Origin of the sequence: Streptomyces sp. NBC_01012 (assembly GCF_045162755.1) — a bacterium.
Lineage (GTDB): Bacteria > Actinomycetota > Actinomycetes > Streptomycetales > Streptomycetaceae > Streptomyces.
In genome coordinates this window covers 5,494,394-5,516,499 of the sequence record NZ_CP108688.1, presented here as the reverse complement: position 1 = coordinate 5,516,499, position 22,106 = coordinate 5,494,394, and the positions used below count along the sequence as shown (strand labels likewise).

20 protein-coding genes are annotated in these 22,106 nt (G+C 69.5%); all 20 read left to right on the top strand.

Going from position 1 to position 22,106, the window contains the following annotated elements; translation table 11 throughout:
- The first annotated feature begins 58 nt into the window (after nt 1-58).
- Nucleotides 59-1,792, top strand: coding sequence for a GH3 auxin-responsive promoter family protein (locus OG623_RS24740; protein ID WP_406149312.1), 1,734 nt, complete (start codon nt 59-61; stop codon nt 1,790-1,792).
- 120 nt (nt 1,793-1,912) lie between these two features.
- Nucleotides 1,913-2,794: an alpha/beta hydrolase gene (locus tag OG623_RS24735; protein ID WP_406149311.1), complete on the top strand. Its 882-nt coding sequence runs from the start codon at nt 1,913-1,915 to the stop codon at nt 2,792-2,794.
- Nucleotides 2,784-3,920 (top strand): mandelate racemase/muconate lactonizing enzyme family protein, encoded by a 1,137-nt coding sequence (locus tag OG623_RS24730; protein ID WP_406149309.1) that lies wholly within the window; start codon nt 2,784-2,786, stop codon nt 3,918-3,920. The genes OG623_RS24735 and OG623_RS24730 overlap by 11 nt, the downstream gene beginning before the upstream one ends.
- A gap of 115 nt (nt 3,921-4,035) precedes the next feature.
- The gene (locus tag OG623_RS24725; RefSeq protein WP_406149307.1) at nt 4,036-4,923 is read left to right on the top strand and encodes an FAH family protein; all 888 of its coding nucleotides are present in this window, start codon (nt 4,036-4,038) and stop codon (nt 4,921-4,923) included.
- A 35-nt stretch (nt 4,924-4,958) separates the two neighbouring features.
- Nucleotides 4,959-6,218 carry a hypothetical protein gene (locus OG623_RS24720; RefSeq protein WP_406149305.1) on the top strand — a complete coding sequence of 420 codons (1,260 nt, stop codon included), beginning with the start codon at nt 4,959-4,961 and terminating at the stop codon, nt 6,216-6,218.
- Nucleotides 6,219-6,402: 184 nt separating this feature from the next.
- Nucleotides 6,403-7,836: a transposase gene (locus OG623_RS24715; RefSeq protein WP_406149304.1), complete on the top strand. Its 1,434-nt coding sequence runs from the start codon at nt 6,403-6,405 to the stop codon at nt 7,834-7,836.
- Nucleotides 7,836-9,083 carry an MFS transporter gene (locus OG623_RS24710; protein WP_406149303.1) on the top strand — a complete coding sequence of 416 codons (1,248 nt, stop codon included), beginning with the start codon at nt 7,836-7,838 and terminating at the stop codon, nt 9,081-9,083. The genes OG623_RS24715 and OG623_RS24710 overlap by 1 nt, the downstream gene beginning before the upstream one ends.
- Nucleotides 9,084-9,089: 6 nt before the next feature.
- A complete protein-coding gene (locus tag OG623_RS24705; protein ID WP_406149302.1) occupies nt 9,090-9,845 on the top strand; it encodes an SDR family NAD(P)-dependent oxidoreductase in 756 nt (251 codons plus the stop codon).
- A 48-nt stretch (nt 9,846-9,893) separates the two neighbouring features.
- Nucleotides 9,894-10,196, top strand: a complete 303-nt coding sequence (locus tag OG623_RS24700; protein WP_406149301.1) for a YciI family protein — start codon at nt 9,894-9,896, stop codon at nt 10,194-10,196.
- 72 nt (nt 10,197-10,268) lie between these two features.
- Complete coding sequence (locus OG623_RS24695) at nt 10,269-11,597, top strand: PLP-dependent aminotransferase family protein (protein WP_406149300.1); 1,329 nt, start codon at nt 10,269-10,271, stop codon at nt 11,595-11,597.
- Nucleotides 11,594-12,865 (top strand): ATP-grasp domain-containing protein, encoded by a 1,272-nt coding sequence (locus OG623_RS24690; protein WP_406149299.1) that lies wholly within the window; start codon nt 11,594-11,596, stop codon nt 12,863-12,865. Before OG623_RS24695 ends, OG623_RS24690 begins: the two co-directional genes overlap by 4 nt.
- A gap of 103 nt (nt 12,866-12,968) precedes the next feature.
- Nucleotides 12,969-14,078: an LLM class flavin-dependent oxidoreductase gene (locus OG623_RS24685; protein WP_406149298.1), complete on the top strand. Its 1,110-nt coding sequence runs from the start codon at nt 12,969-12,971 to the stop codon at nt 14,076-14,078.
- A gap of 93 nt (nt 14,079-14,171) precedes the next feature.
- Nucleotides 14,172-14,648 (top strand): flavin reductase family protein, encoded by a 477-nt coding sequence (locus OG623_RS24680; RefSeq protein WP_406149297.1) that lies wholly within the window; start codon nt 14,172-14,174, stop codon nt 14,646-14,648.
- 199 nt (nt 14,649-14,847) lie between these two features.
- A complete protein-coding gene (locus OG623_RS24675) occupies nt 14,848-15,804 on the top strand; it encodes a ScbA/BarX family gamma-butyrolactone biosynthesis protein (protein WP_406149296.1) in 957 nt (318 codons plus the stop codon).
- Nucleotides 15,805-16,069: 265 nt separating this feature from the next.
- Nucleotides 16,070-16,363 carry a type II toxin-antitoxin system prevent-host-death family antitoxin gene (locus OG623_RS24670; RefSeq protein ID WP_406149295.1) on the top strand — a complete coding sequence of 98 codons (294 nt, stop codon included), beginning with the start codon at nt 16,070-16,072 and terminating at the stop codon, nt 16,361-16,363.
- Nucleotides 16,364-16,464: 101 nt separating this feature from the next.
- Complete coding sequence (locus OG623_RS24665) at nt 16,465-16,638, top strand: hypothetical protein (RefSeq protein ID WP_406149294.1); 174 nt, start codon at nt 16,465-16,467, stop codon at nt 16,636-16,638.
- Nucleotides 16,639-16,650: 12 nt separating this feature from the next.
- The gene (locus tag OG623_RS24660) at nt 16,651-18,672 is read left to right on the top strand and encodes a DUF6571 family protein (protein ID WP_406149293.1); all 2,022 of its coding nucleotides are present in this window, start codon (nt 16,651-16,653) and stop codon (nt 18,670-18,672) included.
- A 128-nt stretch (nt 18,673-18,800) separates the two neighbouring features.
- Entirely contained in the window at nt 18,801-19,235 is a 435-nt protein-coding gene (locus tag OG623_RS24655) for a hypothetical protein (protein WP_406149292.1), read from the top strand.
- Between the two features lie 28 nt (nt 19,236-19,263).
- Nucleotides 19,264-20,724, top strand: a complete 1,461-nt coding sequence (locus OG623_RS24650; protein WP_406149291.1) for a hypothetical protein — start codon at nt 19,264-19,266, stop codon at nt 20,722-20,724.
- The gene (locus OG623_RS24645) at nt 20,721-21,239 is read left to right on the top strand and encodes a hypothetical protein (protein WP_406149290.1); all 519 of its coding nucleotides are present in this window, start codon (nt 20,721-20,723) and stop codon (nt 21,237-21,239) included. The genes OG623_RS24650 and OG623_RS24645 overlap by 4 nt, the downstream gene beginning before the upstream one ends.
- The last annotated feature ends 867 nt before the right edge of the window (nt 21,240-22,106 follow it).

Genomic DNA, 22,106 nt, shown 5'->3' with positions numbered 1-22,106 from the left:
GCATGCCCGAAAACAGGCTCTTTCCCCCGCCCGTCCAGCCCGATGAGGAGACAGAGAAATGGAAACACGACAGGAAGCACAGGCACCGCAGGCACCTCAGGCACCCACACCGCCCCGGACACGGACACCCCGGCCGTCGCAGTGGCAGCAGCACTGGCAGGCACGGCGCGACCCCTTCGTCGAGGAGTGCTTCCAGGCACGTGAGAGCCTGCTCGCCGACCTCAAGGATCCGGGAACCGCCCAGGCCCGGGTGCTCGACGACCTCATCGACATCGGCACCAGCTCTCTGCACTGGAAGGAGCAGGGGTACGACGTGGTCGCCGCCGACCCGTCCACCTTCCGCTCGGTGCTCCCGATCATGCGCTACAACGACTTCACCGAGCAGATCGACCGGGAGACCCGCACCAAGGGCGGCATCCTGTCGTGCAGCCCCGTACTGCGCTGGCTCAAGACCAGCGGGACGACGGGAACCCCCAAGCGCGTCCCGTACACCCTGCACTGGCTGCTGACCTACCGCATACCGGCCATGAAGGCCATGTGGGGCACCTATATGGAACACCACCCGGAGATCCTCGCGCACCCCTGGGCGACTCTCGACACCCAGACCGTCCGGGAGGACGTGTACGACTTCGTGCACGGAGTCGAGCACCAGGCGATCAGCAACCGGCACCCACAGATCAACAGCCGTGACTGGAACCCGCCGTGGTACGAGTCCCCCTGGTTCGGCCCCGACACCCCGGCCGACCACGCGGGGCGCATGTACCACCGCATACGGAACCTCATCGGCAAGGACCTGCACTACATCTCGGCGATCAACCCCAGCACCCTGGTCTCGATGCGTGACCTGATCGCCGAGTACGGCACCGACCTGGTGCGCGACCTGCGCGACGGCACCCTCCAGGGCAGGCCGTGGACCGACCCCGACGACCGTGCCGCACGGCGTCTCGAAGAGATCCTGGCGAAGGCCGACTTCAGCCTCGTCGACATATGGCCGTCGCTGACCCTGTACAGCTGCTGGCTCTCGGCCTCCGCCGAGCTGTACCGACCGCGGCTGGAAGCCGTCCTTCCCGGTGTCGCCAAACTGCCGTTCATGAGCTGCGGGACGGAAGGGGTGACCACGATCCCCGTGGACGACACCCTGGAGAGCCAGCCGCTCGCCGTGAGCCAGGCGTACTTCGAGTTCGTCCCCGCCGACGTGCCGCTGGGTTCGCTCCTGGAGACAGGCGGCACGGTCGAGACACTGCTGTGCGACGAGGTCGAGGCAGGCTCCGACTACCACCTGATCATGTCCCAGGGAAACGGCCTCTACCGACTGTGGACCGGGGACATCTACCGCGTCGACCGCATCGTGGACGGCACACCCTGGGTCCACTTCACCCACCGCGACGGCATCTTCCACTCCTTCACCGGCGAGAAGATCACCGAGGGCCAGGTCACCCAGGCCATCCGTGAGGGGCTGGAGACCGCCGGGCTCGACACCGGGCTGTACATGTGCGGCCCGCGCTGGGACGAGCTGCCGTCGTACACCGTCGTCGTCGAGGTACCGCGCCCCGGGGCCGGGCTCGACCGCGAGCTGTCCACCGCGATCGACCGCCGGCTGTCCGTCATCAACATCGAGTACGCCTCGAAGCGGGACAGCGGACGACTGGGCGCCATGGAGGTGCGGACCGTCGCACAGGGAGCGATCGCCGCGTACGTCGAGTCCCGGCGTCAGCGGGGCAACGCCACCCAGTACAAGTACAAGCCCTTCCAGAAGGACATCGACTTCGTCGACGCCGTGCTGCCCGCCTGACGGTGCGGCGGCCTGTGCCGATGCCCCTCCGGGGCCCCGTCCGCGGTGCCCCGCGGCACCACCACGATCCATCACCATGATTCGCCACGATTCATCACGATTCACCGAGGAGAACTGACCGTGATCGAGACCCTGAGGCCCCCGCAGAACACCCGCCGCGAGATCATCGACCTGCCGTGCGGTGACACCCGCCTCGCCATGCACGTGTGGCGGCCGGAACAGATCAAGGGAGCCGTCTTCTACTTCCACGGACTGCAGAGCCACGCCGGGTGGCTGTGGGAAGTGGGCCCCCAGTTCGCCGACAACGACATCGCCTTCTTCGTCCTCGACCGGCGCAGCAGCGGCATCAGCCCCGGGACGCCCGGGGTGATACCCGATGCCGACACCGTCCTCCGGGACTACTCCCGCGCCGCCGCGTTCGTCCGGGAGCTGATCGGCGACGACGTGCCCCTGTCCCTGTTCGGGCACTGCCTGGGCGGCTCCTTCATGGCGGCCCTGCTGCGCTACGAAGGGTTCACCACCTCGTACGACGCGGCCGTGTTCTGCTCCACCTGGCTCGGCCGGATGCACGCCACCCTCACCCCGGAGGCACGCGCGGCGCTCGCCGCGGACAGCAGCGAGCAGCTGTGGGACGCGGGGCTGGACTCCGCGGACTTCACCGACCAGGCCAAGTACCGGCACTTCATCGACCACGACGACCTGGCCGTACGCAAGTTGACACCTCGCTCGCGGGCCGTGCTGCTCGAACTGGAGCGGCGCTACCTCGAACCGGGACCCGTGAGGAACCAGGTGCCCGCCGCGACCTTCGTCTCCGGGATGACCGATCCGCTCGTCGACCTGGACGCCGCCCACTCCGTCTTCCAGGACGTGGTGGGCGGCCGGGGCGCGATCATGAAGTTCCCGACCGACAAGCACTACCTCTTCTACACCGACGTCGCCGGCGATCTGATCGACTGGACGTCGACGTACACCCTGTTGCAGGGGCTGAACCGTGGCGCCTGAGCGCGGGCGGGCCCGGCTCTACCACGTCGAGCTGCCCATGCGGACGCCGTTCGACCATCCCGCCGCCCGGCGCCGTACGTCGGACAGCCTGGTGCTGAGGCTCTCGGCCGGCGGTGTGGACGGCCTCGGCGAGTGCGCTCCCCGGGCGTACGTCACGGGTGAGACCACCGCCAGTGTGCGCGACGCGCTCGAACAGGTGGACTTCCAGGCGGTGTACGCGCTGCTGACCGGCCGGGAGCCCGGGGAGCTGCTCTCTCTCCTGCACCGGGACGGCTTCGCGCGCACCTTCGGCATCGGCGGCGGCAACAATCTGCTCTGTCTGTTGGAGACGGCGATGCTCGACTGGCTGGGACGCAGGCTCGGGGTCGGCGCGTCCGAGCTGCTGCCCGGGGTGGCCCCCGAGGGTCCGGGCTCGCTCGCCGTCTCACAGGTGCTCGACCTCAGCCTGGACGTGGAGGAGTTCCTGGCCACCCGGGGCCCGTTCCACTTCGTGAAGATCAAGGCGTCGGGCGACATCGGGCGTGACGCCCGTACCGTCGGCACGATCCGCGCCAAGGTCGGCGACGAGGTCCCCGTCATGGTCGACGCCAATATGTGCTGGACACCCGCGAACGCGGTCGGCCACGCCCGCCGCCTGGCCGAGGCCGGCGTGGACTACGTGGAGGAGCCGCTGCCCAAGGGGTCCTGGGAGGCGCTGCGCGTGCTGCGGCGCGACGGCGGGGCCCGGATCATGCTGGACGAGTCGGTGTGCACGCCCCGGGAGGCGCGTACGGCGGTCGAGTCGGGGGCCTGCGACGCGTTCAACATCCGGGTGTCCAAGAACGGCGGGCCGCTGCCGGCCGCCGGGCTCGTCGACCACGCCCGGCGGCACGGGGTCCGGTTCCAGTTCGGCGTCCAGGTCGCCGAGGTGGGGCCACTCATCAACACGGGCCGCGCCCTGGCCTTCGGCCGTCCGGACGCGGTCACCGTCGAGGCGGGCCAGTCCGATCGCTTCTTCCCGGAGATGATCGTCACCCCGCCCCCCACGGTCGACCGCGGCACCAACACCCTGTCGCCCGCGCACGGCACCGGCTGGGGGTTGGAACTCACCGGGGCCGCGGAGCGCTGGGCCGTACGCGACTTCTGACGCACCGGCGTTTCCGGACGGGCCGCCCGCCCCGGTCGGCTCGTCCCCTTCGACCGTCGCACACCCACCTGGCGCACCCACTGCGTGCGCCCACGCCCGAAAGGCGGACACTCACATGACCGTACTCTTCGAATGCACCTACCGGAACGAACGGTACTTCGGCCTCGGCCTGCCCGGGGAGGGCGAGCCGCTGCACCTCACACCGCTCCGCGGCCTGGACCTGGGCAAGCTGTTGCTCACACGGGGCGATGTCGACGCCGCGCTCCGCGCGGTCTCCGGGACCGTCACCGTCCCGGCCGGGGAACAGGACACGGTGACCTTCCGTCCGCCGCTGCTCCCCGGCCATCCCGGCGACGCCATGGTCAGCGGCTTCATGCAGACCCACAACGTCAAGGTGGACGCGGACACCCCGTCCCAGCCGAACTGGTTCCTCAAGGGTCTCGGTGATGTGCTCAGGACCTCGGGCGAGGACCTGCGCGCCCCGGCCTCATCGGTGGCGCTGACCGAGGAGGCGGAGATCGTCCTGGTGTACGTCACCGACGACGACCGGCGGCCCCGGTACGTCGGTCACACCTTCGGCAACGACCTCACCGACATCGGACGGTTCCGCCGCCACCGGGGCCATCTGTCCTACGCCAAGCTCTGCGACGCGGCTGTGGCACCCTGGCTGTTCCTGGACGAACCACCACGCCATGTCACCGGGCGGGTCACGGTCGAGCGGGACGGCGGTCCGTGCTGGCGGGGAGAGTTCACCACCGGCGTCAAGGCCCTGCACTACGGGCTCGACGCCATCATGTCCGAACTGCTCTCCTACGAGGCCCTGCTCGCCCCGGGCCGCGTCCACTACGTCTACATCGGGGCGGACCGCAGCAGCTTTCACGGCGGGTTCGAGATGGCCGACCGCGACCGCGTGACGCTGGACTTCACCAGCCACGACGTCACGCTGTCCAACACCGTGCGATACGCCTCACCGGCTCCGGACGCCACGTGCGGGCACCCGTGAGCGGGGGTCGGGGGGTGCGGGAACACGGCAGGGAGGTGCGCCGGCTCAGCGGCACGGAGGCCGCGTTCGCCCACGCGCACACGCTGCTGCGTGGCAGCGGCCGGCTCACCGTCTCCTTCGCCGTGGACGGTGCCCTCCCGCCGGAGCTGATCGAGCGGGCCGTGGGACCGTGGGTCCGGCGGCTGCCGTCGCTGTCGCTGCGGATCGAGGACACCGGCGACGACGGGCTGCGGTTCTGCCAGGGGGCGCCGGGACCGTACTCCCTCCCGCCCCCTTCGGCCGTGAGCGGGACGGACGACGAACTGGCGGAGGGGCAACGACTGTGGCGCCTGTGGGCCGGGCACGACCGGACCGGCTCGACCCGCTTCCGGCTCACCCTCCACCCCGCGATCTGCGACGGCTACTCCACCGGGCGTTTCGTACGGCCCCTGCTGGACGCCCTGCTCGGGGCGTCCGGTGGCCAGAACGTCCGGGGGCGCGCACAGCCGCTGCCGCCCGACACCGACACGCTCACCTACGAGGGCGGGGGCCCGTGCTCCTGCGGCGGCTGCGTGCCTTCGGCGTGGCCCCGGCCCGGGGCCCGGCGGTCCGTGGCGCCGTACGCCGGGCACGAGGCCGGACCCGGTGAGCGTCGGGCCGGTCCCGGAGGGGGTGCCGCCGACCCCGTGGCCCTCACGCTGACACCGTACGAGAGCCGTCGGCTGCGCGACTGGTGCGGGGCGCGGCAGTTGACGGTCGGCGGGTTCCTCGCGGCCGTGCTGGCCGGACCGCTCGCGCGGGAGACCGGCCGCGGGGAAGTCACCGTGGCGACGGCCCTGTCCCTGCGGCGGCGGTTCGCCGAGCGGGCGCTGATCACCGAACCGGGGTGTGCGCTGGGAGTGATACGGGTACCCCTGCGCCCCGTGGCGGGTGACGACGCCGTGGTCGGGGCCGGAGCGCACGCGAGGGCGTTGTGTCCGGCGGTGCGCGCCTGGCGCCCGGACCGGCGGGGGCACGCGGGGATCCGCCGGGCCGTCGAGCGGGACGCGGTGGACTCGGGCGTTCCCGAACTGCGGGTCACCGACGCCGGATCGGTGGACACCGTGCTCGGTCCGCACCTGAGGAGGGTGACGGGGTTCCGGGCGGCCGCGGCCTCCGGGGACGGGCCGCCCGGAGCAGCTCTGTACCTGTCGTCGTTCAGGGGCGCGTTGACCGTCGCTCTCACCTCCCGGGGGCTCGGGCCGGGGTGGCTCCGAGCCGCGGAGCAGGCGCTGGCGGCGGCGGTGTACCTGCGGCCTGCGGATTTCCCCGGGTAGGCCGCTGGCCTTTGCCCGGGTAAAGCCACAGGCAGGAGGCTCGTGGACGCGTGGACTCCCCGAAGTCGCAGCCGGAGTGGCTCGCCCGGTTGAAAACAAAGAAGTCGTTCTCTATTTTTTCTAGGGCGGGCTTCGGACAGGCGGACCCGCCGGATGCAACCGGTCCAGAGGAAGGGAAGGCGTCATGGCGAGGACGTTGTCCACGACGGCTCACGGGCCGGCCACCACGGCGGTCGCGGTGCCCGCTTTACGGTCGGCCCGCACACGGGCCGGATCCGCCCTCGACCGGGCCTCCTTCGACGCCTTCGTCGCCGAGGTCTTCGAAGAGCTGCCCCGCGCGGACCAGCGCCGATGGGCCCATGTGTACACCCGAGGCCTGCTGGTGACGCCGGGGCGCAAGACCGCACGGCGGCTCGCCGGCACCGTGTCGGGCTCGGCCACGGCCGCCCAGGCCCTGCACCAGTTCGTCAACGCCAGCCCCTGGGGGTGGCAGCCGGTCCGCGCCCGGCTCACCGACTGGGTCGTGGGGCGCGCCCTGCCGCGTGCCCTGGTCATCGGCACGGCGGTGCTGCCCAAGCGGGGGGACCGCTCCTGCGGGGTGCACCGACGCTTCGTCCCGCAGGAGGGACGCACCGTCAACTGCCAGATCGGTGTGGCCGCCTTCCTCGCCACGGACGCCGCGACGGTCCCCGTCGACTGGCGGCTGCTGCTGCCCGGCGCCTGGGCCGATGACCCCGAGTTACGCAGCCGGGCCCGCGTCCCCGAGAGTGCCCCCTCGACCCGGGGCCCCGCCGACAGGCAGGTGCTGGACCTGGTCGACGGCGTCACCCGGACCCTGTCGGAACCGGCCACCGGCCAACTGCCCGTCGTCGCGGACCTCGTCGGGTTCGCGGACACCACCGCCCTGGTCGGCGGGCTCCTCGCCCGGCGGCGCCGGTTCGTCGTGGCGGTACCCGACGACCTCGCCGTACTCCCCGATCGCTCCGCCCCCGGTACGCAGGGCGCCCGGCCCGACCAAGGTGCCGTACCCGCGCGGGACGTCCTCGCGGCGCGCCCGGCCAGGGCACCGCTCCACCCCCGGGCCACGACTGTGGCGACGGGGGTGGTCCGCCTCCCCGGCACCCCCGTCGCCCTTCGCCTGATCGGCGGGCAGGGGGCGGACGGCTCGGGCGACGGCCGGATCTGGCTCACCGACCTCGTGGACCGGCCGCCGCGTGAGGTACGGGCGGCGGCCCGGCTGCACCTACGGGCCGCCGACACGATGGAACAGCTGGCCGACTCCTTCGGCCTGCGTGCCTTCGAGGGGCGGTCGTACCCCGGCTGGCACCACCACATGACGCTGGTCTCCGCCGCCTTCGCCTACGGCACGCTCGGCTCGGCCACCGCACGGCCGGGCGCCCCCGCCCGGTCCGTCCACGGCCCCCGGTCCGGGCGGCCACCGCGCGGGGCGCGGGTCCCGGTGAGCCCCGCGGGTTCGGCCCGGGGGTCGACGGGTCCGGCCAGGCCTTCCCCGACCGGGGCCCCGGAGACCTCGTCGCGGGCTTCGTCACCGCCGACGCGTCCCGCGGCTCCGCCGTCGCGGGCCACCACGAATCCGACACGAACGGAAAGCCCCTGATGACCCTTCCCAAAGCGTTCTGGCTGCTGTGGTGCGGGCAGACCGTCAGCCGGCTCGGGACGCTCGCCCCCGCCTTCCTCGTCCTCTACCTGGAGGACAACGGGCTCGTGGCTCCCGGTACGACCCCGCTCGTCGTCGGTCTCTTCGGCGCGGGTGTGGTGCTCTCCGGGCTGGTGGGAGGAGTGGTCGCCGATCTCATCGGGCCACGCCGCACCATCGTCGCCGCCCAGCCGGTCGCCGCCACGATGGCTCTGCTCTTCGCCCTCGCCGACCACGTGGTCGTGCTGTGCGCGCTGTCGCTGATCACCGGGTTCCTCTCGTCGGTCGATCGGCCGGCCGGAGCCGGGCTGATCTCCTCGATCGTCCCGAAGGAGCAGTTCTCGAAGGCGTACAGCCTCTTCCTGGTGGGCTTCAACATCGGGATGTCGCTGAGCCCGGTCCTCTCCGGGTTCCTCCTCGAAGTCAGCCCCACCGCACTCTTCATCGTCTGGGCGGCGTCCAGCCTGATCTACGCGGCTCTGGTGTTCGCGGTACCCGCCGACCCGCCGCCGGTGCGGGATTCCGGCAGGACAGCCGGGATCCCGACTCTCCTCAGGTCCGCCGCGCGTGACATCGCCGAGCCCTTCAGGACCCCGGTGCTGGTCGGCTTCCTCCTGCTGACCTTCCTGCTGGCCTGCGTCTACCTCCAGGTCAACTCCGCGTTCCCGCTGGGCATGAGGGACGCGGGACTGACCAGCGGGAACATCGGGTTCGTCCTCGCGGTCAACGCGGTGCTGTCCATCGTGCTGCTCCCTCTCGTGCCCCGTCTCGTCGGTTCGATGCGGGCCCATGTGCCACTGATCCTGGCGGCGTTGTTCATGGCTCTCGGCTTCGGGAGCAACGTCTTCGCCCACAGCATGATCGCCTTCACTCTCGCCACCGTCGTGTGGACGCTCGGAGAGGTCATCTGGGCGCCGATGTCCGCGACCTTCATCGCCGACCGGGCTCCGGCAGGGCGGATCGGCACCTACCAGGGCTCGTACTTCTTCGCCTGGAACGCCGCTTTCGTCGTCGGAGGCCCTGCCGGGCTCGCCCTCGCACACAGCAGCGGCTACCCGGCGCTGTGGATGTCCGTCCTCGGCCTCGGCCTCGCCGTGGCACTCGGCTTCGCGCTGCTGCCGCGGCTGGCGGGCTTCACGACCGGGGCCGGCCCCGAAACCACTCCCCCGAAACCCACCGAAGAAAATCTGACCACGGAAACCAGGTGACCCAGCATGTCCGCACCCACCCCCCGCACCGCACTGCTGATCGGCGCGGCCGGAGGCATCCTCACCGAGGTCTCCCGCAGCCTCGCGGAGGAGGGCCACACCCTCGTCCTGTTCGACCGTGACCCGGAGGCCCTGGGCCGGCTCGCCGAGAAGCTGGGGCGGATCACGAAGGTCGAGGCCGTCGTCGGTGACATCACCGACATCCCCGCTGCCGAGCGCCTGCTGACCGACGTCGTCGAGCGGTTCGCCCCGTCGATCCTCGTCAACGGTGTCGGCGGTGACACCCGGGTGATCAACTACGCCGACCTGACCACGGACCACTTCGACCAGTCGTTCCTGGAGAACGTGGTCAGCAGCTGGATAGCGGTCAAGGTGTGCGCCCCGCGCATGGCCGCCGACGGCTACGGCCGGATCGTCAACTTCGCCTCGGCCGGCGGCCGTACGTACAGCCACTTCAACAACGCCGCGTACGTGGCGTCCAAGGCCGCCGTGATCGGCATGACCAAGCAGATGGCGTACGAGCTCGCCGCAGACGGTGTCGTCCTCAACGTCGTCGCGCACGGCCCCATCGCCACCGAGCGGGTCGCCGGCGCCTGGGAGCGACGTGACCCGGCGCAGAAGGAGGCCGTGCTGTCCAGGCTGCCGATGGGGCGCATGGGCAGCGTGGCCGAGGCGGTCGGCAGCGTGCTCCACCTCTGCTCCGAGAGCGCCGGCTACTCCACCGGATCGGTCATCGACATCAACGGCGGCCTCTACATGTGAGCCCCGCACCCCCGTGACCCCCCACAGGCAACTGCCCCAGGAGGCAACATGGCGACGTTCGTCGTCGAGTTCGAGTACAACGTCGACCGCGCGGGCCGGGAACACCTGCACGGCGCCCACACCGACTACCTGCGCGCCCTCACGGAGCGTGGCGTACTGCTCCTGGCCGGCCCCCTCCAGGACACCAACGGCGGCCTCCTCGTCTACGAGGCCGAGGACCGCGCCGGGCTCGAAGACATCCTGAAGGCCGAGCCCTACGTCGAGGGCGGCATCGTCCGTGACGTCCGCATCCGCCGGTGGGCGCCCGGCAAGGGCACCTGGATCGGGGCGCCCCGGCCGGCCGTGGCCTGACCCCCGAGGACCCCGCTGCCGCACCCCGTCGCCGTACCCACCCCCCGGAGATCCCCGAAAGGATCAACTGACGTGTCCGTAACGACCGTTCAACAAGAGACCGCCCTTCGGCGCGAAGCCCTGCACGCGGGCATCGTCGATCCGGACATGGACTCGATGCGCCTGCTCAGCGAGACGGCGATGAAGTTCCCCGAGGCCCTGTCCTTCTCGTCGGGTGCCCCCCATGACGGCACGCACGACCTCGGGAAGCTCTCGTCCTACGTCGACCGCTACATCGCACACCTGCGGGAGAGGGGGGTGCCCGAACAGCGCATCACACGGCTGCACTTCCAGTACGGACCGGTGAACGGGTTCATCCAGGAAGACGTCGCACGGATGCTCTCCACGGATGAAGACATCGATGTCACCCCCGAATCGATCATGATCACGCACGGCTTCCAGGAGGCGGCGCTGATCGCTCTGCGGGGCCTCTTCCGTTCGCCCGACGACGTGTTGCTGTCCGTCTCTCCGGCGTACGTCGGCATCAGGGGCGCGGCCCGCATGCTGGACATCCCGGTGAAGGCGGTCACCGAGGGCCCGCACGGCCTCGAACCGGAGGCGGTGGCCGCCGCGGTGCGCGCCGTACGCGCCGAGGGCAAGCGGCCCACCGCGCTGTATCTGGTCCCCGACTTCTCCAACCCCTCGGGCACGGTCGTCCCCCTCGACGCCCGCCACCGGCTGCTCGAACTGGCCGCTGAGGAGGGGTTCACCATCCTGGAGGACAACCCCTACGGGCTGTTCGCGAGCGACGAGGAGCGGCTGCCGACCCTGAAGTCGTTGGACACCCGCGGTGACGTCGTCTACCTCGGATCCTTCGCCAAGTCCGCGTTCCCCGGCGCCCGTCTCGGCTATCTGGTCGGTGACCGCACGGTCGTCGGCGAGGACGGCGTCCGGCGCACCCTCGCCCAGGAGCTCTCCAAGGCCAAGGCGATGTTCACCGTCGGTTCGTCCTCGCTCTCCCAGGCTGCGATCGGCGGCATCCTCGTGGACGCGGGACACGACCTGCGTTCCGTCACCCGCGATCTGGCCGCCGTCTACCAGGAGCGGCTCGCCGCCACCCTCGACGCCCTCGCCGAGCACTTCCCGCCCGAGCGGTACGCCGAGCACGGGGTGCGCTGGAACCGGCCTCGCGGAGGGTTCTTCCTGGTCGTCGAGGTGCCCTTCGACGCCGATCTGGCCGCCATGGAGCGGTCGGCCCGCGACCACGCGGTCAGCTGGGCACCGATGACCATGTTCCACCTGGAGGGCGGCGGCGAACGAGCCCTGCGCCTCGGCTTCAGCAATCTGGACGTCCCCGCGATCCGTGAGGGCATCGCCCGTCTGGCCCGCTTCATCGACTCCGAGACAGAGGTCCACTCATGAGCGGCAACACCAACAGAGGTCCACGCCCCGTCGCGGTCATCGTCGACGGATACTCCGCAGGCAACTTCTACCCGGCCGCCTTCGCCGCGTGCGACACGGACGTCATCCACGTCCAGAGCACCCCTGAGCTGATCCCCACGATGGCGCCGCCGGACCTCACCGCGTACCGGAGGAACCTGGTGGGCACGGACGAGTCCGCGCTCGCCGGCCTGGTGCGCGGTCTCGACCCGGTCTGTGTGATCGCCGGCCAGGAGTCGTCCGTGCCGCTCGCCGACCGGCTGAGCGAGGCCGTCGGCGTCCCGTCCAACGGCTCGGCACTGTCCGCGGCGCGCCGCGACAAGTACGAGATGATCGAGACGCTCCGCCGGGCGGGGGTGCGCTGCGCGGACCAGTTCAAGGCAGGTACCCCGGACGCGGCCGTGGCCTGGGCGGAGGAGCACGGCAGGTACCCGGTCGTCGTCAAGCCGCTCAGCTCGGCGGCCTCCGACGGAGTCTTCGTCTGCGACGGCCCCGATGCGGTCCGCGCCGCCGCCGGTACCGTCCTCGACACCCCGAACATCTTCGGCCTCGCCAACACCGAGGCACTGGTGCAGTCCTACCTCAAGGGCACCGAGTACATCGTCGACACGGTCAGCAGCGACGGCGAGCGCTATGTCTGCGGCGTCTGGGAGTACGAGAAGACGCTGCTCCCGTCCGGCAAGAACATCTACAACCGCGACCTGCTCGCCGACCCCGACGACAACCCCGTGGTCGCCCGGCTCACCGCGTATGTCGACGAGGTACTCGGCGCGCTCGGCATCGCCTGGGGGCCGGCCCACGCCGAGGTCATCGTCACGGCCGACGGCCCCGTCCTGGTCGAGATCGGCACACGTCTCAACGGCAACCTCCACGCCCCGTTCCACGACGTGTGCCTCGGTCACAACCAGGCGGCGCTCACCGCACAGGCGTACACCCGGCCCGAGGAGTTCCGCGCCGGGTACGCGGGCAGGACGTACACCAGGAAGCAGCCCGCCGTCGTCTACAACACCCCGACCGATCTTGACGGGGTGGTGGCGTCCGTCGACGAGACGGCCGTGGCGGAGATCCGTGCCCGGGAGAGTGTCTTCTTCGCCGGGGTGAAGTTCGCGCCCGGCTCCCGGATCAAGCCGACGGTCGACCTCCTGACCAGCTCGCTACGCGTGTTCCTCACCGCGCCCGACCAGGCCACGCTGACAGCCGACTACGAGAAGGTCCGGGTCCTGAAGGACGCGGTCTACCGCGTCGCCTGACGCCCGGCCGGCCGCTGTCTCTCTCCCGTCTCCCCCCGCACCCCTTCACGTCCCCCTTCACGTCCCCCTTCACCTCTCCCTTCACGTCTTCCGGAGGTTCACTGTGCACAGCCGTATCGGTATCTTCCTGTCCCCCGTCCACGAGACCGGTCAGGACCCGCACCTGGCGATACGCCGGAACCTGGACCTCGTCGAGTACGTCGACGACCTGAACTTCGACGAGGCGTGGTTCGGCGAGCACCACACCCTGGGCTGGGGCCTCGTCGGTGCGCCCGAGACGATGATCGCCGCCGCCTCGCAGCGCACCACGCAGATCAAGCTGGCCCACGGCGTCGTACCGCTCTCCGGCCACCACCCCTTCCATGTGGCAAGCCGGGCCGTCCACCTCGACCACCTCACCCGCGGTCGGTACATCCTGGGTGTCGGCCCGGGTGTGCCGTTCGACGCGAAGATGTTCGGTCTGGAGCAGCCGGTGCAGCGGCGCCGTCTCGAGGAGGCCCTGCCGACCGTCATGGAGCTCGTCAACGGCGACGAGCGGATCACCCAGGAGACGGACTGGTTCGAACTCCACGACGCCAAGATTCAGTTGCCGCGGTTCAGCCCGCAGGGCATCGAGGTCGCCGTCGCCACCTCCGGCACCTCGCAGTCCAGCCCGCGGCTGATCGGTCAGTACGGGCTGAGCATGACCTCGTTCGCGCTGCCCTTCGCCCTCCTGACGCCGGGTGCCCCCGCGCACATCAATCTCGCCCACCAGTGGAAGTACGCCGAGGAGGCCGCTGCCGAGAACGGACAGACCCTCGACCGGGACAAGTGGCGCATCGCGCTCCCGGTGCATGTGGCGGAGACCCGCGAGGAGGCCTACGCGGACGTGCGCGAGGGCTACGACCGCTGGCTGTTCGAGTACTTCGGCAAGGCGGCCGGCCGCGAGGTGCTCAGCCCGGACGTGCCGCGCGAGAGGGCGCTGGAGGCCCGCGTCGAGGCCGGCGGCGCGCTCGTCGGATCCGTGGACGACGTGGTCGCGGGCATCGAGCGCCTGCACGAGATCACCGGTGGCTTCGGCACGCTGCTCGTCTACGTCGCCGACTGGACCTCGTGGGAGAAGACCAACCGCAGCATGGAGCTGCTGGCCCGCCATGTCGCCCCGCGCATCACCGGCTCGGCGGCGCGCCCCCAGGAAGCCGTGGACTTCGCGATCGCCGCCCGCAACCGGTAGGACCGTCCGTCCTTCACCGGAAGTCCGCCCCTCGGCACGCCGGGCCGGCTCCCCGCCGGCCCGGCGGCCGCCCTCTCCGATCGGAAAGAACTCATGCTGGAGCAACGCTCGTTCCGCGACATACTCGGCCGGTTCACCACGGGAGTGGTGCTCATCACCGCCGAAACGGCCGAGGGCCCCAAGGGCATGGCGGTCAACTCCTTCACCTCCGTCTCCCTCGACCCGCCGCTGGTGGCCCTGTGCGCCGCCGGCTCCTCCTCCACCTGGCCCGCCATCCGCGACACCGGGTCCTTCGCCGTGACGATCCTCGGCGACCGGCACGCGGAGCTGTGCCGCCTGTTCAGCACCAAGGGTGCCGACCGGTTCACCGCCGGGGAGTGGTCGGCGACCCGTGCGGGACACCCGATTCCCGCCGACGGCCTCGGCTGGCTGGACTGCCGCATCAGCACGGTCCACCCGGCGGGCGACCACGAACTGGTCATCGCCGAGGCCCTGGAGGGCGCCCTGACGGACCAGGCGGGCCCCCTGGTCTTCCACGCCGGCCGCTTCACCGCGCTGGCCGCTGCCTGAGCCATGAGCCGGATCGCCGGTGTACCCGGCCAGGGGACCCGGCTTCCGGCGGCCCCGGGCACGGCGGGTCCAGCCATTCACCACATGCCTCACCGTCCGCCGGTCCGATGCCGTCCGGCACCCTCGGACCGCCGGACGGCGTCGGCACCCTCCACCGGTACGCGACCCCGCCTCGTCGCCCACGAGAAAGGCAACCTGCGTGTCCCTCACCGATTCCAGGCTCACCCTTGCCCTGCCGCCGGAGGCCAGGGGCGGGGCCGACCTCCGCTTCATCCGCAGCGCCCCGCGCCATCTCGTCGACCGCAGCGCGGTGACCGAGGTACTGATCACGGACTGGCGGCGCCTGGGTGCCGACGCGTTCCGGCTGGGCGCGCAGTGGCCGCACGGACACCACTTCTACACACCCGTCGCCGGTGTCTGGTACGACCCTCTGCTCGCCGCCGAGTCGTTACGGCAGGCCTCCGTCCTGATCGGACAGACGTACTACGGCGCCCGCGCGGAACATCACTTCCGCATAACCGAACTGGAGTTCGAGATCATCCCCGGTGCCACCCTGCTGGGCGACCGTCCTGCGGAGATGCGGCTGGAGGTGGCCGCCACCGACGTCCGTCGCCGACAGGACGCCCTCACCGCCCTCACCCTGGAGGCCGACCTCCTGCGCGGGGACGACTTCGCCGGTGCGGGCCGGCTGACGCTGCACGCATCGACCCTCGCCGACCCCACCGCCATGGAGGGCGGCGCCTACCCGCCCCTGTCCGATCCCGTACCGCCCGAGATCGTGGGGCGCCTGGACGAGCGTGACGTCGTCCTCGGGATCCCCCACACCGCCGCCGCACGCCGTGGTCTGGCCTGGGACCTGAGGATCGAGCCCGGCCACCCCGTACTCTTCGACCACCCCACGGACGAGATCCCCGGCATGGTCCTGGTGGAGGCGGCCCGTCAGGCCGTCCAGGCGGCCTGCGCCCCCTACCGCGTGCTCCCCGTCGAACTGCGCAGCGCCTTCCACACCCCCCTGACCCTGACCGCCCCCTGCCATATCTTCGCGACCAGACTCCCCGCGCAGGACGCGAGCGAGGACGCCGCGGTCCGGGTCACCGCATGGCAGTCCGGCCGTCTCGCGTTCGACAGCCTCGTCGTGGCAAGCCTCTGCGACTGAGCGGACGGACCGGCGGCGCGGACGTGCCCCCGGAACCGCGGGCACCCGGCCCCGGCCCGTCCACGGGAGAACCATCAGGCAAAAGCCGACCGGATGTTGGCACACGCCGTGAAGGAGGCACGGCGGACGACGATCACGTCCCTCTCAACCGCACCGAGCGGAAGCCTCGCTTCTGCCGCATCCCGATGCCACCGCGGACCGAACTCCATGACCGACCGGAGGCGGATCGCGATCAGTCATATAGGGATCCACTCCGTACGTCATCGTGTACATCAGGAAGACGATGAGTGTCACCGAGCTACGCGCGGGCATCGCCGACGCCCTCGACGCAGTGGAGAACGACGCCGAGGAGCTGATCATCACCCGGGCCGGCCATGAGCCGATGGTCGTCGTCTCGCTCGCCGAGTACGAGGCACTGAAAGAGACCGACCACCTGCTGCGGTCGCCCGCGATGGCCCAGCGCCTGCGGCGCATCAACTCCGCACACCGACTGGTGTACCGCATCGATGAGGACGCCATCATCCACGTGGTGGCATGCCGCTTCCGCTACGAACGGTGAACCAGGCGCACACTCCTGGGCCCCCGTCACCCCAGCTCAAGGGCCACGGGTTCGACACCGGCGCTGCGCTCACGGAAGTGATCGGAACGTGGGAAACGCAGGTGAAGACCCTCCTTCAGGCGTGCGCCCACATCTCCAACCACCTCGACTACACGAAAGCCTCGAAAAAGGCCGACGACGAGTGGATCGAGACGCAGTTGCGCATCGTAGGTCCCGTCGCCCCGGAAGCGGACGGGGCCGTTCCCGCCTCGCAGATCAGCAAGTACTTCCAGTAAGGAGCCGCTGCCATGCCCACCTTCGAACAGCTCCTCACTGCCAGACTCGGCCCGCTCGACACGGCGGTGACCCAGTGGACCGAGATGATCGGCAAGCTGACCTCACCGCTCCGGACCGACGCATCGGCCATGAAGACCAAGGCCGACAAGTCCAGCTGGAAGGGCGAGAACGCCACCGTCACCAAAGAGTTCGTCACCAAGACCGCCAAGGAATTCGGTGACGCCGTCACCGAGGCAGAGTCCGTACGCGACCTCCTCAAGGACGCCCACACCCTCTTCAAGACAGCTCAGGACGACCTCAAGCACACATACGAGAATCCACCTCCGGGTATCACCATCTACCCCGACGGCGTCCTCAGCCATCGAATACACCCTGACCGCCGGGCCAAGGACAGCACCGAACCCCTGGCCACCGAGGCACAGTTCGAACAGCTGCGCGGCAAGATCGACGGGATCCTGAAACGCGCCAACGAAGCCGATGAGCTCTGCGCCTGGGGCCTGCGCGCCCTGATCAAGCACCACCCCAACGACTTCGGAAGCACCGACCTCAGTGGTGTCGCCGACGCCAAGAGGATGCGTGCCGAGGAACAGCAGCAGGCGGAGAACGGCCGCGAAGTCGCCAAGCTCTACGCACGCTGGGAATACCTCGACGACGACGAGCGCGAGCGGCTCCTCACACTCGCCGAGGAAGGCAAGGACTCACCGGCCTTCGCCGAGCAGCTGATGACAAAACTCAGCTACCAGGGCCGCGAGCAGCAGGACGCCGTTCTGCTGCTCGCCAGCAGCCTGGAGTCGGGCGGCCGCGACGGCCAGCTCTCCGGCACCGATGCCCGCCTCTACAAGGCCCTCAAGGAGAAGTCTTCGCCCTGGAGGAAGGACGAGGGCGACCCTGTCTACAGCGAGGCCTTCCTGACCGAGGTCGGCGACACCATCCGTGAGTGGGAGACGAACAACGACGACGCCTACGACGGCGTCATGAAGAACTGGCAGGGAACGCAGGAGGACCCGATGAAGGGCCTGCTGAACGCCATGAGCCGGAACCCGTCCGCCTCCACCCACTACTTCGCCCCGGACACCACCGACAACCTCAAGTACTTCTTGGAGGACCGGGAATGGCCCGGCGGCGAAGTCGAGAGCAAGATGCCGGACGAGACGCAGTACACCTCGGCACGCGCCGAGCTGGGCCTCGCGCTCGAGTCCGCGGCCACCGGCCGCGTGCCCGGCTCACCGACGCACCCGGTGCCCGTACACCACGACGCCGCCGAGACCGCGATCTTCAAGCGGGTGATGGGCGAGTACACGGAAGCACTTCACAAGGACCAGAGCGCCGTCCCCGTCTCCATGCGGCTGCCCATGGCCGACATGATCGCCGACTACGGCTCCGATGTACACCAGATCCTCGGCATGAAAACGGATGGGCCGAGCGACTTCAACCAGTTGGAGATCGACCGCGGCGACCTCACCCGGATCATCCGAGCCACAGCGGAGGACCCCAACGCCTACAAGATGATCCATGGCTCGCAGACCGTGGTCATCAGTGAGGGGCTCGACGACTTCCCGGCGGACTCCTTCCGCAAGGAGGACCCGGAGCTGCGGGCCTGGGTCAAGCAGTCCGCCTCGGTGCTCGGCCACCTCGACGGCGTACGTGGAGACGTGATCTACGACCTGGGCCAAGCGGAGAAGGATGCCAATGCGTACAAGAGGGTGCTCAACTACCACGTGGTCGGCGGGCTGCTGACCCCCGTCCCAGTCCTCGGTGACGCGATTCAGCGCTCGGTGGACTTCGGCATGAACGAGCACCTGAACAATGCGGATACCGATGTGGACGCCGAGACCCGCAACAACATGATCAAACACTACGACTACGGCCAGAAGCAGATGAACGGCATGCTGCGCGGGATGGCACTGGAACGAGGGCTCTCGGAGCAGGAGCTGGACGCGAGCCCTGGCGAGTACGAGGACCACCTCCAGTCGATCACCGAGCAGTGGTACGGGAACGGCATGGGCGACGCCGACAAGTCGATGGGACAGTGACTGATGGACAAGAAGTGGCTGCCGTTGACCGTCGTGCTCGGCGCCACCGGGGGCCGTGCTGACGGCGAGCCTTTGGCCCGACCCCGTTCCGTATGTTTATTGGGAACGGACACGCTGACAGGGGGGCCATGGCCTGGGACGAGTGGAATCAGATCAAGAACGATGTGGCCGCCAGGCGCACAGACCCGATGCGACTGAACCAGCTCCCCCCGGCGGCAGGGACCGGCGGCGCCCCGGATCTCGCGTCGAGCCCGGAAAAGAAGCAGGCGGCGGCGAAGGCCATCAACGATGATCTGGAACCCGACGTCGAGAGGGACGGCAAACACGCCACCGAGAGCGTAAAGGCGGCGGTCAAGGAGTTCGGCGCCAGAGATGGGTACGGCTGGGACGCTTCGGGTGCGTTGAAGAAGGCGCACAGGACGTGGGAACAGCAGGTCAAAGCACTGCTTGGCCGACTGGCATCGGAAAAGCACGCCCTGAGCAAAACGGGCATCGACTTCCAGAACGACGACATCGGCATCGGCTCGCAACTGGCTCCGCCGTCCCCGATCGACGGGTACTGACCAGCCGACCGACCGCCCCGGGGGATGCATGCCGACCTATCACGAAGTGATGAGCAGCGACCTGTCCACACTCACCGACGCCGCCGACAAGTGGGGTGAGATGGCGGGCAAGTCCAAGACGATCGAGGAGCAGTACAAACGAGATGTCCATGGCGTTTCACTCGGAGAGTCGTGGGTCGGCCAGAGCGCCGATGCCGCGAACAATAGGTTCACCGTGACACTCAAGGAGCTGCAGGGGGCTCAGAAGGAGGCCAAGGCGATTGCGTCCATCCTGAGGGATTCACACACCCAGCTCGTCGCCCTCCGCGGCAGGGTAAACACCGTGCGCACCGACGCGTTCAAGGACGGCATGCGCATTTCCGACCAGGGCGTCGTTTCGTTCGATACCGAACAGCTCAGTCGGAGCGCACTCAGTGCGTATGTGCATGACCCCGGCTACCAGGAAAGCGTGCGCGCGCAGGTGACCCGGTGGACGCATCTCCTCGACCAGGCGGTCCAGGCGGTCACTGACGCCGACGACGGCATCAGGCTCGCCCTCGCAGCCGCCGTGGTCGACTCCGACATCATGGACGGGACCATGAACGGCTTCAACAGAAGCCCGGTGAAGAGCCCCTATCCCTCCCTGGAGCAGGCTGGCAAGGCCGCCAACATGCCGAAGGGGAGGGCCGCCGTGGCGGAGTGGTGGCGTGATCTCGATCCGGCCACCCGCGGCATCCTGCTGCGAGAGCGCGGCGACGACCTTCGTGAAGCAGGGATCATGGCCCCGTTGTACGAGTGGAGGCCGGCCGACGCCGGCTCGGGAGCATTCGACACGGAGAACCCCACTGCCCACGACCTCTGGATCCTGACGCAAGCTCAAGCGATCGCCACGGGTGGCGATGTCGCAGGGGAGGTCGCGGCATCCCGCAACATGCAGCACTACCTCAGCGGCACCGGCGAGCCGCTCGACCTCGACGTCGACCGCATCCTGCACGACGATTCTGGGTTCCGGACCGACGTCGGCACGCTTCACATCGCCGAGAACCAGGAAGCCTGGCGTCAGAAGGCCCTTGATGAGTACGAGAAGGCCGGCGGCGACAGGACCGTCGTTGTTCCCGTGGAGAGCCAGGCGATCGGGCGGACCTTCGGTGAGGACGAATGGTTTCACGCGGTCGGGTCGCACCAGCAGAACGTGTCTGGCATGGTCACCGTCAGTCCGGGCGACGGTGGCAAGCCACAGGTCTCGCTCGACTACCAGGTCAACGTGTGGGACCGGTACAACTGGGACTCCGGCAAATCGACTACGTTCCCCGGTGGTGTCACCATTCCCGACGACGACATGGGGCGACTGCACAAAGTGGGCTTCGCTCAGGAATTCGACATGCGCGGCAGCAGCAGCACCTACACCCAGGACCTGAACAGCGGCTCAGCCCCCGGGGTGACACCGGCGGACCCTGGCCGTGAAGGATCCCGCGGGGACGTCTCGCGCGGCGACGAGGAAAACCGGTGAACGACCGATCTACCCTGCGGCCACGGATGCTCACGGTCCTCGGAACCGCCGCCCTGCTCCTCACAGCCTGTTCGAGTGCCGACGGGGATGATCACCGGACGACGGACGGGCGCGCCTCGCACTGGGGAAAGGACATGGGCGCCCCGGAGGCATCGGCGTTCATGAAGGTGGCGGTACCCGAGAGCGCGACGGAGGTGAAGGGCGCCGTGCAGATCAATCCGCAGGAGGACATCTACCTGCTCTCCTTCGTCACCAACGAGAAGACCGCGGTACAGGTGGCAGAGGACCTGCGTCCCGAGAAGGCCCTGCGCGCCAGGAACCAAGATCTCCCGTCCCCTACCGAACTCTTCGGACATCTCGGCCTCGCCGAGCCCCAGGCCGAGAAGGGCGTCCGCTGGGCCGGGGTCTGCCCGCCCTGCGTCGGGGACAGCCGCAGGAGCGAGGTCCAGTGGATCGAGATCCACGTCCTCGAACTGGATACCCACAAGGCCCGGGTGTACATGCAGGCGTTCTGACCGTCCGAGAGATGCGCATGCGTCGCCAGGGGCTTCGTCCCCTCGGTCCCGGATTCACCGGCTGGGCACTCCCAGACCAGGCCGAGGACACACTGCCCGCCGGCTGAGCCGACTCGCATGGCTCGACCGCCCTGTACATCGCGGGCCGGTGGCTGTGCTTCCGGCCCGCTGACGGCATGTACCTGACAGATACCGACTGCGACGCCACTCCAGCTCAGATGGCCCGGGGCGCGCCCCTCGGCACTCCGCCTCAACCGAAACTGCGTGCCCGGGGCCTGCGGTCAGACCCTCACCATCCGTGCACGAGATGCTCCGCACCGATTGGGGCACAGTCGGTCCCACCGCCGCCTCCCCGGGGCAGCCGTGGGGCCACTGTTAACGGTCCCGCGACCGGAAGACCAGAAAAGCCCAGGTCACAGCGGTACTGGAAGCACTCTCGATGCGCGAGGACCCACGCCCGCCACACCCCCGTGAGGCGAACGCCTAACGCAAAAACACCCCGAAAAACGCGTTTCCCCAGGTCAGGTCGATTCTGCCCGGGGACGCTCGGTGGGGCGGGTGGGACTCGAACCCAAAAGGGTGACGCCTCTCACCTGCGACGATGCCAAAACAACGGACAAAGCGGCCCGTTTCCATCCGGCTGCGTCCCTCTCGGTCCGGCTCGAACGGGGGTTGGTTAGGCGTTCGCCACACTGCCCCTGTACACGTACAACAACTGGCTCCGAGGAGCGCAGAAAGAATCCCCGGCCGCGTTCCTGACTCCTCCTCCGAGACGGGAAAGACTACCGGCCTCCACCTGCCCCCTGTCACGCTGCGTAGTGCTCGATTGCTATGCCGGCGCGGAGCGGCCCACTTTGCCGACTGCAT